Origin of the sequence: Staphylococcus sp. FSL W8-1268, assembly GCF_038003965.1 — a bacterium.
GTDB classification, from domain to species: domain Bacteria; phylum Bacillota; class Bacilli; order Staphylococcales; family Staphylococcaceae; genus Staphylococcus; species Staphylococcus hominis.
This window is the reverse complement of sequence record NZ_JBBOQE010000001.1, coordinates 456,422-472,597: the sequence shown is the minus strand read 5'-3', so window position 1 is coordinate 472,597 and position 16,176 is coordinate 456,422. Positions and strand designations below refer to the sequence as shown.

The 16,176-nt window shown below is 31.0% G+C and carries 19 protein-coding genes; 4 read left to right on the top strand and 15 right to left on the bottom strand.

Translation table 11 applies throughout. From position 1 onward, the window contains the following. Window position 1: 1 nt before the first annotated feature. The 8 genes from nirB to NST64_RS02220 all read right to left on the bottom strand — a co-directional run bounded on the left by nirB (window position 2) and on the right by NST64_RS02220 (window position 7,030). Entirely contained in the window at window positions 2–2,407 is a 2,406-nt protein-coding gene (gene nirB, locus NST64_RS02255; protein ID WP_002448503.1) for a nitrite reductase large subunit NirB, read from the bottom strand. A 210-nt stretch (window positions 2,408–2,617) separates the two neighbouring features. Further along, complete coding sequence (locus NST64_RS02250; RefSeq protein ID WP_002448589.1) at window positions 2,618–3,331, bottom strand: sirohydrochlorin chelatase; 714 nt, start codon at window positions 3,329–3,331, stop codon at window positions 2,618–2,620. Between the two features lie 124 nt (window positions 3,332–3,455). Then, entirely contained in the window at window positions 3,456–4,274 is an 819-nt protein-coding gene (locus tag NST64_RS02245; protein ID WP_002448547.1) for a formate/nitrite transporter family protein, read from the bottom strand. A gap of 124 nt (window positions 4,275–4,398) precedes the next feature. After that, window positions 4,399–4,581, bottom strand: a complete 183-nt coding sequence (locus NST64_RS02240) for a hypothetical protein (protein WP_002448340.1) — start codon at window positions 4,579–4,581, stop codon at window positions 4,399–4,401. Window positions 4,582–4,652: 71 nt separating this feature from the next. Continuing rightward, the gene (locus NST64_RS02235) at window positions 4,653–5,123 is read right to left on the bottom strand and encodes an SRPBCC family protein (protein WP_049418879.1); all 471 of its coding nucleotides are present in this window, start codon (window positions 5,121–5,123) and stop codon (window positions 4,653–4,655) included. Between the two features lie 111 nt (window positions 5,124–5,234). Beyond that, window positions 5,235–5,750: a YceI family protein gene (locus NST64_RS02230; protein ID WP_049418881.1), complete on the bottom strand. Its 516-nt coding sequence runs from the start codon at window positions 5,748–5,750 to the stop codon at window positions 5,235–5,237. Window positions 5,751–6,049: 299 nt separating this feature from the next. Further along, window positions 6,050–6,646, bottom strand: coding sequence for a thioredoxin domain-containing protein (locus NST64_RS02225; RefSeq protein WP_049418884.1), 597 nt, complete (start codon window positions 6,644–6,646; stop codon window positions 6,050–6,052). 24 nt (window positions 6,647–6,670) lie between these two features. Continuing rightward, window positions 6,671–7,030, bottom strand: coding sequence for a DUF4467 domain-containing protein (locus NST64_RS02220; protein ID WP_049418886.1), 360 nt, complete (start codon window positions 7,028–7,030; stop codon window positions 6,671–6,673). A gap of 267 nt (window positions 7,031–7,297) precedes the next feature. Here NST64_RS02220 and NST64_RS02215 point away from each other — a divergent pair, with 267 nt between their 5' ends. Then, window positions 7,298–8,545 (top strand): aminoacyltransferase, encoded by a 1,248-nt coding sequence (locus NST64_RS02215; RefSeq protein ID WP_002454905.1) that lies wholly within the window; start codon window positions 7,298–7,300, stop codon window positions 8,543–8,545. Window positions 8,546–8,585: 40 nt separating this feature from the next. Further along, on the top strand, window positions 8,586–9,008 hold the full coding sequence (locus NST64_RS02210; RefSeq protein WP_002448363.1) for a MaoC/PaaZ C-terminal domain-containing protein: 423 nt from the start codon (window positions 8,586–8,588) through the stop codon (window positions 9,006–9,008). 101 nt (window positions 9,009–9,109) lie between these two features. Here the strand turns inward: NST64_RS02210 and NST64_RS02205 are convergent, their stop codons facing one another. The 4 genes from NST64_RS02205 to NST64_RS02190 form a co-directional block, all read right to left on the bottom strand. Next, window positions 9,110–9,841, bottom strand: a complete 732-nt coding sequence (locus NST64_RS02205) for an amino acid ABC transporter ATP-binding protein (protein ID WP_002488805.1) — start codon at window positions 9,839–9,841, stop codon at window positions 9,110–9,112. Continuing rightward, on the bottom strand, window positions 9,838–10,557 hold the full coding sequence (locus NST64_RS02200; RefSeq protein WP_002488746.1) for an amino acid ABC transporter permease: 720 nt from the start codon (window positions 10,555–10,557) through the stop codon (window positions 9,838–9,840). Before NST64_RS02200 ends, NST64_RS02205 begins: the two co-directional genes overlap by 4 nt. Beyond that, entirely contained in the window at window positions 10,538–11,338 is an 801-nt protein-coding gene (locus NST64_RS02195) for a transporter substrate-binding domain-containing protein (RefSeq protein WP_002488763.1), read from the bottom strand. Before NST64_RS02195 ends, NST64_RS02200 begins: the two co-directional genes overlap by 20 nt. Window positions 11,339–11,456: 118 nt before the next feature. After that, on the bottom strand, window positions 11,457–12,896 hold the full coding sequence (locus tag NST64_RS02190) for an MDR family MFS transporter (protein ID WP_049418891.1): 1,440 nt from the start codon (window positions 12,894–12,896) through the stop codon (window positions 11,457–11,459). A gap of 94 nt (window positions 12,897–12,990) precedes the next feature. Here NST64_RS02190 and NST64_RS02185 point away from each other — a divergent pair, with 94 nt between their 5' ends. Continuing rightward, the gene (locus NST64_RS02185) at window positions 12,991–13,089 is read left to right on the top strand and encodes a putative metal homeostasis protein (protein ID WP_100066500.1); all 99 of its coding nucleotides are present in this window, start codon (window positions 12,991–12,993) and stop codon (window positions 13,087–13,089) included. A gap of 133 nt (window positions 13,090–13,222) precedes the next feature. Here NST64_RS02185 and NST64_RS02180 read toward each other — a convergent pair whose 3' ends face one another. Beyond that, window positions 13,223–13,909, bottom strand: a complete 687-nt coding sequence (locus tag NST64_RS02180; protein WP_002448565.1) for a 2,3-diphosphoglycerate-dependent phosphoglycerate mutase — start codon at window positions 13,907–13,909, stop codon at window positions 13,223–13,225. A 347-nt stretch (window positions 13,910–14,256) separates the two neighbouring features. On the opposite strand from NST64_RS02180, the gene NST64_RS02175 reads away from it, so the two are divergent. Beyond that, the gene (locus NST64_RS02175; protein ID WP_002488789.1) at window positions 14,257–14,697 is read left to right on the top strand and encodes a hypothetical protein; all 441 of its coding nucleotides are present in this window, start codon (window positions 14,257–14,259) and stop codon (window positions 14,695–14,697) included. A 40-nt stretch (window positions 14,698–14,737) separates the two neighbouring features. Here the strand turns inward: NST64_RS02175 and NST64_RS02170 are convergent, their stop codons facing one another. After that, complete coding sequence (locus NST64_RS02170) at window positions 14,738–15,613, bottom strand: cation diffusion facilitator family transporter (RefSeq protein ID WP_002488753.1); 876 nt, start codon at window positions 15,611–15,613, stop codon at window positions 14,738–14,740. A gap of 180 nt (window positions 15,614–15,793) precedes the next feature. Beyond that, window positions 15,794–16,174 (bottom strand): GtrA family protein, encoded by a 381-nt coding sequence (locus NST64_RS02165; protein ID WP_002448341.1) that lies wholly within the window; start codon window positions 16,172–16,174, stop codon window positions 15,794–15,796. Window positions 16,175–16,176: the final 2 nt, after the last annotated feature.

Genomic DNA, 16,176 nt, shown 5'->3' with positions numbered 1-16,176 from the left:
CTCACACTTTCTCGACATCAAATATTTTTTGTGCTTCTTTATTTTCAACAATAGCTTCCCAAGGTTCTTCTTCAAGTGCTTGTTTTGCATCCATAATTCTATCAAAAAGTTCTTTTTGACGTTGTTCATCTAAAAGCACTTCTTTAACATGATCAAATCCTAGTCGTTTAAGCCATGGTGCTGTTCGTTCAGCATATATTCCAGTCTCTCTGTAATATTGCATAAGCGCACCGCACAGTTGTACCACTTGATCTTCAGTTTCAACAGTAGTGAGTAATTGACCTACAGTGACCTCTGTGCCACCGTTACCACCAATATAAATTTGATAGCCATTTTCTACTGAAATGACACCAAAGTCTTTAACACCTGATTCTACACAGCTTCTTGGACAACCAGAGACACCCATTTTAAATTTATGAGGTGTGTCGATATATTCAAATGTTTTTTCTAATCGAATACCTAAACGTGTCGTATATTGTGTACCAAATCGACAGAATTCCTTACCAACACAACTTTTCACAGAACGCGTTTTCTTACCATATGCAGAGGCAGAACGCATACCTAAATCTTTCCAAACCTTTGGTAACTCATCTTTTTTAAGACCATATAATCCTACACGCTGAGACCCTGTTACTTTAACAAGAGGCACGTTATATTTTTTCGCTACTTCACCTAAACGAATTAATTGGTCAGCATCTGTGACACCACCACGCATTTGTGGAATCACTGAGAAAGTACCATCATTTTGAATATTTGCATGATAACGTTCGTTCGCAAATCTTGATGCTTTTTCATCTTGGTGTTCATGAGGATATACCATATTTAGATAATAGTTGATAGCTGGGCGACATTTTGGACAACCATTCTTATCTTTAAAATCAAGTACGTGACGAACTTCTTTTGACGTTTTTAAACCTTTAGCTCTAATTTGGGTAACAATTTCATCACGTGTCAAATCAGTACATGCACAAATACCTGTTGGTTTAGCAGCTACAAATTCATCACCTAATGTACATTTTAGTATTTCTCCAATTTGTCCTTTACATTTACCACAAGAATTTCCTGCTTTGGTTGTTTTTGTAACCTCATCTACAGTAGTCAACCCTTTTGTTGTAATTGCGTTGACAATCGTACCTTTATCTACACCATTACAACCACAAATTGTTTCATCATCAGGCATATCTGCTATTGAAATTCCACTTTCTTCTCCGCCTTTATGAAGAAGTGACACTAGTGTATAGTCCTCTAATGATTCATGTTTTTTCATCATATTATAAAATCTTGAACCATCATCTGTATCACCATATAAAACGGCACCTACCACTCGACCCTCACTTAGATAGACTTTTTTGTAAATATTATCTACACTGTTAAAGATTTCGATGCCATGTACAGTGTCATCTTCAACGATTTGTCCTGCACTATATAAATCACAGCCTGATACTTTTAAAGACGTAAATGTCGTAGATCCTTTATATCCTTCAGTCTCTTTACCTGTTAAATAATCAGCAAGCACTTTACCTTGTTCATAAAGAGGTGCAACTAAACCATATACTTTATCATTGTGTTCCGCGCATTCACCCACAGCATAGATATGTTCATCAGATGTTTGTAAGTAATCATTAACGACGATACCTCGATTCACTTCTAATCCCGCTTCACGAGCTACTTCGGTAAATGGACGTATACCAACAGCCATAACGACTAAATCTGTTTCTATTACTCTACCATCAGCTAGCTTAATAGCTTCTACATCATCTGTTCCTATAATTTCTTTAGAATTTGCTTGTAGTTCGATATGCATACCTTGACGCTCTAAATCAGCTTTTAACATATCTCCAGCTTTACGGTCTAATTGCATTTCCATCAGCCATTCTGCTAAGTGAAGAACTGTCACATCCATACCTTGATCCATTAATCCTCTTGCACATTCTAATCCAAGAAGACCTCCACCAATAACAATGGCACGTCGTTTTGTTTTAGCAATTTCAATCATACGCTCAGTATCTTCAATTGTGCGCCAACCGATGACACTTGGTAATTCTGATCCAGGTATAGGTAAAACAAATGCCTTTGAACCAGTCGCAAAGATACAGATATCATAAGCTACAGTGATACCTTTAGATGTAGTGACAGTTTTGGATTGTCTATCTACTTTTTCAACTGGATCATCTACAATTAGTTCAATATGATGTTCTTTATACCAGTCATAAGTGTTCATAATCGTTTCTTCGACTGTCATTTTCTTTTGTAAAATGTTGGATAACATGATTCGATTATAATTAGGATAAGGTTCTTTACCAATAATTGTAATGTCAAATTGAGAATCTGAACGTTCTAAAATTTCTTCAATTGTTCTTAAACCAGCCATACCATTACCAATCATTACGAGTTTTTGTTTAGCCATATCAATACCCCTTTTATTACATTTAATTATTATTAACTTCAAATATTTTTGAACTCACTATTCTTTACAAGGCTATTTTATACCATATTCTTTTAAAATTGTGATTATTTTCACATTTAAATGTAAAATCGGGGATTTCCCTAATAAAAAACACCTTCCATTATATAAGTGAGAATTTAGCACTCATATAATGAAAGATGTATGTAGTTACTATACTGTTAATTCTTTTAATCGCTCTCGAATAATCGATTTTAAAATAGGGTCGAAATTAATAGACGGAGTCATGTGCAATTCATTAGCAATATCCATCTCTGATATAAGACCTTTTACTTTATTAACTAAACGTCCATCATATAAAAACATTGGGACCACAATAAGATGACGATATTGTCTTGAAAGTTGATTTAAATCATTTTTAAACGTAATATCTCCATATAACGTACGGCAATATATCGGTTTATCTTGCTTTAACTTAGTACTAAATTCTTTTAGTTCATCATGTGCTTTAGTATAAGAAAAGCTACCATGTGCAATCAATACAACTGCCACATCTGACTCTTCTTTTATATCCACATCATTAATACGTTGTTCTACTAAATCTACCATATATGGATGCGTACCAAGAGGTGCACTAATTTCATAGGTTATATTTGGATGTGCTTGTTTAATGTTTCTTAACATCTCTGGAATGTCTACAATATAATGCATAGCTGAAAATATAAGTAAAGGTACAACTTTAAATTGCGTTTCTCCTTTTTCTATTAAATTAATAATCGTATTTTCAACACTTTTTTCTTCACTTTCAATAAAAGCAAGCTCATAAGCGTAAGTTTCATCTTGTAATAAACTATCTATAAATTCACCGAGTGCTTTATTTTGATCTCCTTTTCTCATGCCATGAGCTACTAGAATATTCGCAACCAAATGGTTTCCCCCTTATTATTTTAATGTTGATTAAAATAATAAGATTTCCTGAATATTAAGTCAATATGTTGGGGATTAAAAGAGCGGAAATGTCTCTCGATATTTCCGCTCTTTGATCGTCTTACTATGCTTTTATACTGTCTCTTTTTCCGTTTAAATAGGCATAAACAAGCCCTACAAAAATACCTCCACCAATATAGTTACCTACAAAAGCAAATACGATATTTTTTAGCACATCTATCCATGATAATGCATCACTATTATAAAAAATCATTCCTGCATATAATCCAGCATTAAATACAACGTGTTCATATCCCATAAATACAAATACTATAACACCAACAGCAATGAAAAATGCGCGAGCTAAACCTTCTTTAAAAAGCATTGAAACATAAATACCAATATTAATAAAGAAGTTACAGAATATCCCTTTGATAAGAATATTTAACCAAGTTGATTCTACCGTTTTTAAATGTACTGTTTTACTTAGACTTGCAACCATTTCAGGTGTCATCACATGTGTACCCTTCATTAATAAGAATAAAATAAACCCACCTATAATATTTCCAATAAAACAAAATAAGAATATGTATAACATTTTTTTAACTGCAATGACTTTGTAGTACCATCCGACAGTTAAATACATAAAATTACTAGTAAGTAATTCTGAATTAGTTAGAACAATAAGAACTAAAGCTAAACTAAATGAGATTGCTCCTAATAAATTAACAAGTCCATCATTTGTTCCTGCAAACTGTGTTTTGATTGCTAACATAAATACTGTAACAATAGCTAATAAAAATCCTGACATCATTGACTTTAGTAAATATCGTCCAGGTGTTTGAGTTGCCATAACTTCTTTCATTTGTACCTGTCTTACAGCCGCTTTAATAAGATCTTTTGTAGTATATGTATCTTCAATTGTTGTATGGTTACTTGTCATATTCCCTCTCCTTAATTCATTTATAATTTTATATTATATATAGTAACGTGCATTTTGAATAGAGGAGATTAAAAAAGAGCAACATATGGAGGTTTATTTTCCATATCTTGCTCTTGTCATGATATTAATGTGCTTTTTTTAATTTTGAAAAATAACGTAATCCTGAAGCAAAAATACCATAGCCTAATGCCGTTCTTAAAATATATTTTATGACGCCATTATTTAAACACTTTGAATTAATTAATAATGTTGGAATTAAAGTACTAATTGAAAATAATCCCAGCACTTTTAAATATCTTTCTTTCATACTATATCATCCTCTTTTCAATATTATTATAACTTAAAAGTTCAATTTAATTTTGACATCCTCGTGACGATTTATTCATTAAGTAAGACTTCTAGTTGATCTAATGTTGAATTCATACCTGCTTCTATTCCCATACCTACTGCTTGTTGAGCTGCTTCTTTAGTTGGAAACACTGACGTAGACGTAATAGTAGTCATTTGTTTATTATCTGAGTTAAAATTGATTGAAATATGCATACCAGGTAAACGCGTATCTTTTTCTCCCTCAGGTGTAGCAAAGTAATCAAAGTATTCAAGATACTTCGGACGATCCACTTTTCGATATTCTGTTAATGTATAGCTTGTCTGTTCTGAGGTTTCTATTGCAAAGAAGGCTTCCCCGCCTTCTTCAGTATTAAAACGATATACTTTTGTCTTAGCGCCTTGTGGATGAAACCATTGCTCAAATAACGATGGATTTGTATAGGCCTCAAATACATCATTGATAGGAGCTTTAAATGTTCTTTTAAAAATTATTTTATTTTCTTTTACATCGATTGACATCGTTATCTCTCCTGATTTCTAAAATGGTGATTCTTATAATTTAGCAACTATTATATTTTAAGACAATAAAAAAACAGGCAAAGTTAGAACCTTGCCTATTTTTTAACCGTATTATTCTTCGATAGGAAATTCTAAATCGAATTCCACATTTAATGTTTTACCTAATAAGAAACCACCAGTTTCTAATGGTTGGTTAAATGTAACACCATATTTTTCACGATCAAGTTCACCAGTAATAACTAAACCTGCTGTATTTTTATTGTTAAGTGGGTTTAAGCTAATACCTTTATAATCTAAATCAAATGTTTCTTTTTGTGTTTGATCTTTAATTGTTACATTACCAGTAACTGAACGATCATCAACACTAATAATTTCAAATTTAATTTCAGGATATTGTTCAACGTTTAAGAAATCTTCACTTTTAAGATGATTATCACGATCTTCTACTTTAGTATCAATAGAATTAGCTTGAACAGTAAAAGTTCCTTTTAAAGAACTTAAATCATGAAAGTCACCTGTAATATCTGCATCAAAATCGTTAAAACGTCCTTTTACATTACTAATTACAAGGTGTTGTATTGAGAAATTTACACCTGAATGAACTGGATCTAAATTAAAGTTAGCCATTTATTTTCCCTCCAATAGTGAAATGATAAAATAATATTATTCAATTTATTTATCTTTTACTTTGATATAATTATTATACTTAGTATATTAAATAAATCTAACAAAAATTACAAACTAAGCGACTTAATTAAAATATATTAATTGTGCTGATTTTGTTTCTTTTATTTGTATTCCCTTTTTTTATAAAAATAATGATTTTGAATGTAAAATTTTTAAATATGTCTTAAACGATATAAAAACATAATTAAAAGACCTAATTTAATATTTAAACAACACTAAGTTAGGTCTTTTGTATTATGCTATAAATATTTTTTCCATTCTTTGACTTTATAAGGGTCTTCTACTTTTTTACCATTGATAAAAACTGTTGGAACAGATTGAATATGATTTTCTTTTGTTAACTTTTTCTGTTTTTCTGCTTCCTTCCAAGCATCACTATTTTTAGTTTTATATTCTTTTTTTATGCGATCTTTTTGTTTTTGAGAAATATTTAATTGGTCAATTTCTTTATCTAGTAATGTTTCAGTAATCCACTGTTTTTTTTCATCTTGTTGATGAGCATATATATTTTTTTGGAAAGTAAGATATTCTTTTGGTGCAATAGCTTGAATAGCATTCCCTGCTCTAGAGCCCATTAATGAATCTTTTCCAAGAAAACTTGCATTAATAAATTGATATTCCACTTTATTTGTATCAATATAATCTTTTTTTATGATAGGCATGACGTTATCTTCAATTTTTTTGCAATAAGGACATTTATAGTCTCCATATTCTACAATTAAAATTTTCCCATTTCTCGTATGAGCTGGGGTTGTTTCTTTTTTCTTTTGAGAGCAAGCGACAACGATAATGATTAAACATATGATCCCAGCTCCAATAAAAATCAATTTTTTCATATATACTCCTTAAGATTGTTTCAGTTAATTAAGATTTTCTTCCTTATAATCCGAATCATGTGTACTAATATATTGTTTCGTATCAAAGTGCTCTAAGTAGGTTACCTTCTTATCTTTAAATTGATATGTATAATAATGCATTTCATCGTTGTTGCTTAATGGTCTATATGCTAATACAACATACTTACCTTTTTCATACACATATATATTAGCGTCTTTTTTATCAAAGTGTTTTACCACATCGCCTTGTTCATTCCTAGCAAGTCGTTCTTGTTTTTTATCTTGTAGTTTTACAGCTTTATCTATTTTATTAGCATATTCATCATTACCACAACCCGCTAGCAATATGACACATACACTTAATGATACAATCAATCTTTTCAAATTTCTTCACTCCTACTTTTTCTAATCTAACCTAATATAACTCTTACTATTATACTATGCATATACTGATTATCATACCGTGGTTTTGCAATATAAACTAGACTATTAAAAAATAATATATTTTAAGTTTTATAGTTATATATTTAAAAAAATAATTATTATCTAATACTAAAATATGAGCAAATTAATTTACTAAATGTGTGTAATAATAGAACTAATTTGATAAAATAGTTTAGAATTCTTAAAAATACAGAGGAGTAGATAATCATGAAATTCGTAAGTTTAACACCTGAAGAATTTGAAAAATTCACATCCGAACATTTTTCTCACTATACACAATCTCGAATACACTTTGATAATAGAAATGAGATGAAACATGATGTACATGTTGTAGGTGTTAAAGATGATAGTGGAGATGTCATTGCAGCAACATTAATGACTGAAGCACGCGCATTAAAATTTTATAAATATTTTTACACACATCGTGGTCCAGTAATGGATTATAGCAATATCAAACTGGTTCACTTCTTTTTCAAATCACTAACAGAATATTTAAAAAAACAAAATTGTCTCTTTGTTTTAGTAGATCCATATATTTTAGAAAACCTACGTAATGCAGATGGAGAAATTTTAAAAAGCTACGATAATCGTGCAGTGATTAAAACACTTGAAGACTTAGGATATAAACATCAAGGTTGGTCTGTAGGTTATAGTACAATGAGTCAAATTCGTTGGTTGTCTGTACTTGATCTTAAAGATAAAACTGAAGACCAATTATTAAAAGAAATGGACTATCAAACACGTCGTAATATTAAAAAGACGTATGAAATGGGCGTAAAAGTTAAAACATTACCTATGGAAGACACACATACTTTCTTCGAACTGTTCCAAATGGCTGAAGAAAAACATGGCTTTAAATTTAGAGATGAGCCTTATTTCTATGAAATGCAAAAAACATATAAAGATCATGCCATGCTAAAATTAGCTTATATCGATTTAAAAGATTATTTGTCTACTCTACAACATAAACATGAGGATTTAACAAAACAACTTACTGAAATTGAAGAAGCTTTAAAAGAAAGCCCTAACTCTAAAAAGAACAAAAATAAACGCAATCAACTTCAACAACAATTTGATAGCAATGAACGTAAAATAAACCAAACAAAAGATAAAATTGCAGCAGAAGGTGAAGTATTAAATCTAGCAGCTGCATTATATATCTACAATGAACATGAAGTATATTATTTATCTAGTGGTTCTAACCCAAAATATAATGAATATATGGGGGCCTATCGTTTACAGTGGGAAATGATTAAATTTGCTAAAGAGCATAACATTGACCGTTACAACTTCTATGGTATTACTGGAGACTTTAGTGAAAATGCTGAAGATTATGGTGTCCAACAGTTCAAAAAAGGCTTTAATGCTGGTGTTTATGAATATATTGGTGACTTCATTAAACCAATTAAACCTGTTCTTTATCATACTCAACAATGGATCAAAAACAGAAGATAATCATTGCATTATAAGTATACTTTAAGGTAGGCATATAACTATGAAATACAGTATGTTTTCTATAGGAGATACATTCATTAGTAAACATTACAAAATAACTGAGAAAGAAATATTAGAGTTTGCTCATCAATTTGACCCTCAATATATGCATCTAGATAAGAAAAAAGCAGGTCAAGGAATGTATAAAGGGATTATAGCATCAGGTATGCATACCCTTTCTCTTTCCTTTAAACTTTGGATTGAAGAAAACAAATATGAAGAAGACATTATAGCAGGGACTCATTTAAATAATGTAACCTTTATTAAACCTGTCTATCCAAATGACAACTTATATGTAAAAGTTAAAGTTTTAGATAAAAAATTGAAAAAACAATTTGGTAGTTTAACCGTTGAAATTATGACATTTAATCAATATGAGAATAAAGTACTTCAATTTGAGCTTACTGTTTTACTATCAGTTTAAAATATAAATATTTCTAAAATCTATTTATCTGAAGAAAGAAAGCATTATTCAATAAAAAGAATCGTCGTTCAAGATGAAATATCTCAAACGACGATTCTTTTTTAATTTTCATTAATCACATTTAAAAAACGTCTTAATTCATCAGTTTTAGGGTGATCAAATAATTCTTTAGGAGAACCTTCTTCACCAATTTCACCGTCATGAATAAATACAACTTTATTAGATACTTCTTTTGCAAAACGCATTGCATGAGTAACTATCACCATCGTCATGCCTTCATTTGCTAATTCTTTAATAACTTTCAACACATCATTTACAAGTTCAGGGTCAAGTGCAGATGTAGGTTCATCAAATAACATCACTTTAGGATTCATCGCTAAAGCTCTCGCAATCGCCACACGTTGTTGTTGACCACCAGAGAGTGCATGAGGGCGCTGATCTTTAACATGTGTCAAACCTACTTTTTCAAGTAAGTCTAATGCTCTATTTTCAGCCTCTGATTTACTCATTTTCTTTACAGTTACTAAACCTTCCATCACATTTTCTAAAGCCGTTTTATGTGGAAAAAGATTATAACTTTGGAATACCATCCCTGATTGTTTACGTACTTCAATTTGAGATTTCTTATCTTTAGCAGTATACGTTTTATCATTCACAGTAACGTTGCCTTCAGTCGGAATCTCTAACGCATTAATCATACGCAATAATGTAGTCTTACCCGAACCGGAACGACCAATTAATGTGACAACTTCACCTTTTTTTACATTCAAATCAATACCTTTAATCACTTCTTTATCATTAAAAGATTTATGAATATTGGATAACTCAATCATGCCTTATACCCTCTTTCAATATATGATTCATAGAAGCCTTGGATGACTGAAATAATAAAACAAACAATCCAATACATCACGGCTACGAGAATATAAATTGTAAAGTACTCGTATGTTGTAGAAGCAACTTCTTGCGCTTTACGGAACATTTCAGCTACTAAGATAAATCCTAGTAATGATGTGTCTTTAATTAATCCTAAGAATGTGTTACCTAAAGCTGGGACTGAGACACGAATCGCTTGAGGTAAAATAATACGTTGAATCGTTTGACGATAATTCATTCCAATAGAGTATGCCGCTTCTGTCTGGCCTTTTGGAATAGAAATAATACCACCACGGATAATTTCAGATGCATATGCACCTACATTTAAAGACAATCCAATAATCGCTGAAACAACAGAAGACAATGTCCATTGTTCGTCCGCATTTCCAGTAATTAGACGTCCAAGTTCTGGAATACCATAAAAGATAATAAAGAGTTGTACAATCATTGGTGTGCCACGAATAATAGATACATATACACGTGCAATTCCTCTTAATACTTTACTAGATGAAATACGCATTAACGCCGTAAACAAAGCGATAATCAAACCTAAAATAAATGTCACAATTGTAATTGGAATAGAGTATTTTACTAAACCTTCCAACATGGGTCCAAATGCTTGAGTTGCTGCATCTAATGCGTGTTGTTGTTGACTATTTAGGCTCAGAAACATTTTCACCGAACCATTTCTTACCAATTTTTGCTAGTTCACCATTCTCTTTAAGTTTTTTCAGACCATCATTGAAATCAGAAACAACTTTATCATCGACACTTTTAGAGAATGCAAATGCTGATTTATTTTGTTCTGCATCACCTTTGATTGCTTTAATTTTAGCATTAGGTTTTTGTTTTTTATAATCTAAATAAGATAAGCTATCATTAAAAGTACCATCCACACGTTTAGATAATAATAAATCGATAGACTGGTTGAAACCATCTACTTTAGTGATGTTAGCACCTTTATCTTTAGCAAGTTTTCCGTAGTTAGAAGTAAATGTTTGCGCTAATTTTTTACCTTTCACATCATCAAATGATTTAATATTCTTCTCATCATCACGAACAACTAAGACACCACTTGAATAAGTGTAAGGGTTAGAGAATTTATATTTTTCTTTTCTTTCTTTATTGATACCCACTTGGTTTGCAATGACATCAAAACGTTTTGCATCTAAACCAGCAAACATTGAATCCCAAGATGTTTCATTAAATTTAAGTTTATATCCTTCTTCTTTCGCAACAGCTTTAATTACATCAATATCATAACCAGTTAACTGATCTTTTTTGTTGTGGAAAGTAAAAGGTGCATAAGTCCCTTCAGTTCCTACACGTAATGTTTTTTTATCACTATTACTGCTACTTGATTTTGAATCACTATTTTTGTCAGATGAACCACTATTACCACATGCGGCTAATACAAAAATAAGTGTCAAAGCTACAAATAAAAGTCTTTTCATTAATAACTCCTCCATATTCCTATTAAATTAGTCAGAATAAATTAATTCTAATCTCATCACTATGAATAGTCAATAACTATTTAAACTATTAAATAAAATAGAATGTTTAGATATGAGGTTAATGCCTTTCTTCATTTAAATTCTTTTTTCGTTTAAGTAAAAAAGTTAATAATAAACTAACGACTGTGATAATGACTGCAAATAAAAAGCCAGAATGATAACCATGTATCATTGCGTCTGTTTGAATGTGTTTCATCATCTCTGTTTTAGCCATTCCTTGATAATCACTAAATGTCGGTTTAAAATGCTGACTTGCTACACTTAAAATTGTTACTAAACCAGCTGTACCAATAGAACCCGCTACTTGTTGAATTGTATTTGTCATTGAAGATCCATGGGCATTTAATTCTGGAGTGAGTTGGTTCATTGTATGCGTCATTACAGGCATTAACCCTAAAGCAATACCAATCATACGAATCGCATAAATAGTTGCTAAAACAATTGTTGACGTATGCTCATCCATGACTACAAAGTAGGACGTCGTAATTGTTACAATAAGCATACCTATCATTGAAAGTACTCGTGCGCCAAACGTTTCGTATAAACGCCCAGATATGATTGACATGATTGCCATTACAATTGCTCCGGGTAACAATATCAAACCAGAATCAACAGGCGTACGTTGCAACACATTTTGTACAAACATAGGTAATACCGTTTCAGATCCAATCATCGAAATCATCGTTACAGCCATAATAGCAATACCTACTGTGAATTGACTATTTTTAAATACTTTAAAACTTAATAGAGGGGTTTCAAGTCGTTCTTGTCTCCAAATAAATAAAACTACAAAAATAATGCCTAAAATAATAGTGCTCAGAACGACTGGGTCATTCCAACCTTTCTGAGAAATAGAACTTACCCCGTATAACATACCACCAAATCCGATAATAGATAAAATAATGGAGAGCATATCAATGGGTGCTTTTACTTTTACTCCAACGTTTTTAATAAAAATTAAAGCAAGTATGAAGGTCACTGCTGAAATTGGAGCTACAACATAAAACAATGCTCTCCAATTAATGTATTCAACCAAATATCCAGATAATGTAGGTCCAATCGCTGGTGCTAAACCAATCACTAATCCAAACATCCCCATATATTTTCCACGTTCGTGCGGTTCAAATATATCTAATATAGTCGTCATCATTAGTGGCATCATAATACCAGAACCTAATGCTTGGATAATTCTTGCAATTAATAAAGTAATGAAATTAGGGCTAAATCCTCCTAGTAAAGTGCCTAGAAAGAATATAATAATTCCAGTTAAGAAGACCTGTCTTGTTGTATAACGTTGAATAATAAATGCAGATAATGGAATAACTACTCCATTTGTTAGTAAGAAGGCTGTTGTGAGCCATTGTACTTGAGAATATTCAATATGAAAATCTTTCATTATTCTCGGTAATGCTGTGGTCAACAAGGTTTCATTTAATAAACCAAAAAAACCACCTAATAGCATAGTGAAAATCATAATTAACTTTTTACTATGCGACATGGTATCATCTCCTTATTTTTATTTTTAAATCGTAATAATTACTATTTACATAAGCCATCTTTTCCTTTATTCTTTATAAAAAGGAGGAATATTTATGAAACCAGATTTACAAACTGCACGTCGCAACTTAAAAAGTTCTAATATTAAAACACGTAAACGTGCATTAAAGATGATTAAGCAATATCGACGTTAGTTAAAACCGTTTAACTATTTTTATAAGCAATCTTACTCCACTACATTAATAAAAGACTAAAGCACTTCTTTAATGCTTTAGCCTTTTATTCTATCTACTATATTACAATAAATAAAAATTCTTGCTCACACTTTTATAAATAATAATGATTAGTTACTTTTAAATCGTCATCTAATTCATAAATTAACGGTGCACCTGTTTTAATTTCATAGCCTATAATGTCTTCATCTGATACGTCTTCTAAATATTTAATTAATGCTCGAATAGAGTTACCATGTGCTGCTACAAGTACAGTATCCCCATCTAATAAATGTTGTGAAATATGATCAGTCCAAATTGGAATTACACGCTCTAATGTTGTTTTTAAACTTTCAGAGTAAGGCATCATACGATGATCTAAATGACGATAGCGACGATCATTTAAATAAGATTGACGTTGTTCTTCAGTTTGTGCTGGCGGTAATACATCATAAGAACGTCTCCATTGATGAACTTGTTCTTCACCAAATTCCTTACGGGCATCATCTTTATTTAATCCTTGTAATTTTCCATAGTGTCGTTCGTTCAGACGCCAACTTTTATGAACAGGAATCCATTCTTGATCAGATTCAGCTAATAAATATTGAGTTGTTTCTAATGCTCTTGTTAATAAAGAAGTATAGGCAACATCAATTTCAATTTTGTTTTCTTTTAATTTTTTACCTGAAGTGATGGCTTCATTTCTCCCTTGTTCTGACAGTTGAACATCTTCCCAACCGGTAAATAAATTTTTCGCATTCCATTCACTTTGTCCATGTCGACATAAAATTAATTTTGGCATAATATAACACTCCTTAGATTAATAGAAAGTTAATGAGTATGATGATTGAATTATAAATACTTTCCTCATTATTTAATTTAATATCTATTTATCTTTACAACATTATTATAGAACGATTTCAATTTTTTTCATAATAGGACTACTTATCATTTAATTCGGAATATATGATAAACGTTGAGATATTTGTTACGTCGTGTTCATATTTGATAATTATTCTTGATATGACAGTAACCTATGTCATTAAATGAACTGTTATAGTGAACATACCGTAGTCAACATCTAGATTTATTGGGATGCAATGTTTTAATTCGAACATTAATATCCAAATCACAAAGGAGTTTTTTATTATGAAAAAATCAATCTTTGCATTAATGACAATGCTCTCATTAGGTGCCGCTGGAGTAGAAAGTGGCCAGGCACACGCAGAAGAGGTATCAACCTCCCCTTCTCAACAACATCAATACCAATATCATCAAAGTCATACATCTAATTTAAATACATCAAGTTCAAACACGACAACTTTTAGTACAAGTAGCACACAATCAGTATATCAACGTTTCTTAGCTGCTGGAGGCACAGAAGAAATGTGGGAGAAAATTGTACTTCCCGAATCTGGCGGTAACCCTAATGCATCAAATGGTCAATACCATGGATTAGGCCAAACTAACCAATCATGGGGGTATGGATCAGTGGAAACCCAAACGAAAGGCATGATTCAATATGCAAAAGAACGTTATGGATCAATTGGAGCAGCGATACGTTTTAGAGAATCAAATGGTTGGTGGTAAATTGAATAAAAAAAGAGCAGGAGTATACTCCCGCTCTTTTTTATTTTTCATTTAATGTATTTGGTTCTGGATGAACATATACAGACGATATACCATTATTTTCTAAATGTGTTTCTACTCTATCGCAAATATCATGCGCTTCTTGTAATGATAAACTTGCATCAACTACAATCGTTACATCTAAAAAAATGCTACTGCCGTGATAACGTCCTTTTACATTCTTTACTTCTCTTACATCTGTAACTTCTTGAACAAGATTTCGATATTCTTCTAAATCTTGTTCTTTAAATCCATCACTCAATGTAAAAATTGAATCTTTAAATATTCCAAACCCAGTATAAATAATTAAACACCCTAATACAGTGGCAAGTATTACATCAATGATAGGTAGACCAAATTGTGTAAATAATAATCCAATAGCAGTACCAATACTGACTAAACCGTCAGATAAATTATCTTTTGAGGCCGAGTCTAATGAGCTACTTTTAGTTTGTTTTGCAAGCCTATGATTAATAGCATAAACACCAATCATAATGACACCACTCATCATACTAATAATAATCGTAATAAAATTTGGAATATGTTGTTCATTTGTCAACATTCGAGGTGCATTTTCAATCACTACTTGTATACCTACAAACATAATAATAAATGATACGAGAAGCGTTGAAATATTTTCAGATTTCAAATGACCATAAGGGTGATTTTTATCAGCTGGCTTAATTGAAATCTTTAATCCCACAATAACAGCGATAGAGACAACAATATCAGTCATGTTGTTCAATGCATCTGCTCTTACAGCTGCTGAATCGTACACATACCCAGTAATATATTTTGCAACAGATAAAACGATATAAACAACTAAACTTAAATAAGCGCCTCTTTGCGCCAATTTAAGATTTTCGCTTTGGGTCATATCTAGTTAACCACCTTAAACACTTAGTATTAATAGTATGTACTATCGAAATTTGAATTACAATATTTTTTTATTTCTATTATTTTTATAAAAATAAACTAATTAATTTTTTAGTCAAGCCTAATTTACTATTTATAAAAAAAGAGCTAGAAATACATATTTCTAGCTCTTTCTTAAATTTTAGTCTTTTAAAATCCATTTAGATAATATAAAAGTAATTGGAATTGTAACGATAAGTCCTACAAAGGGTGCAATTTCAGAAGGGAAATGAAACCATCTTACAAATATATATAAAAACAAAGATTGCATTCCCATATTTACTACTTGTGTTAATGGAAAACTTAAAAATTTCTTAAGGGTTGGTTTAACTCTATAAACGAAATAACAATTTAAATAATAAGAAATAATAAAACTTACTATAAATCCAATAATATGACTCACCATATAGTGAACGTGTAATAATTTTAATAAAATGAGATACACTAAATAATAATCAAGTGTATTAATCCCACCCACGATGACGAATTTGATTATTTCATAGTGCGTTTGTTTTAACTTCATAG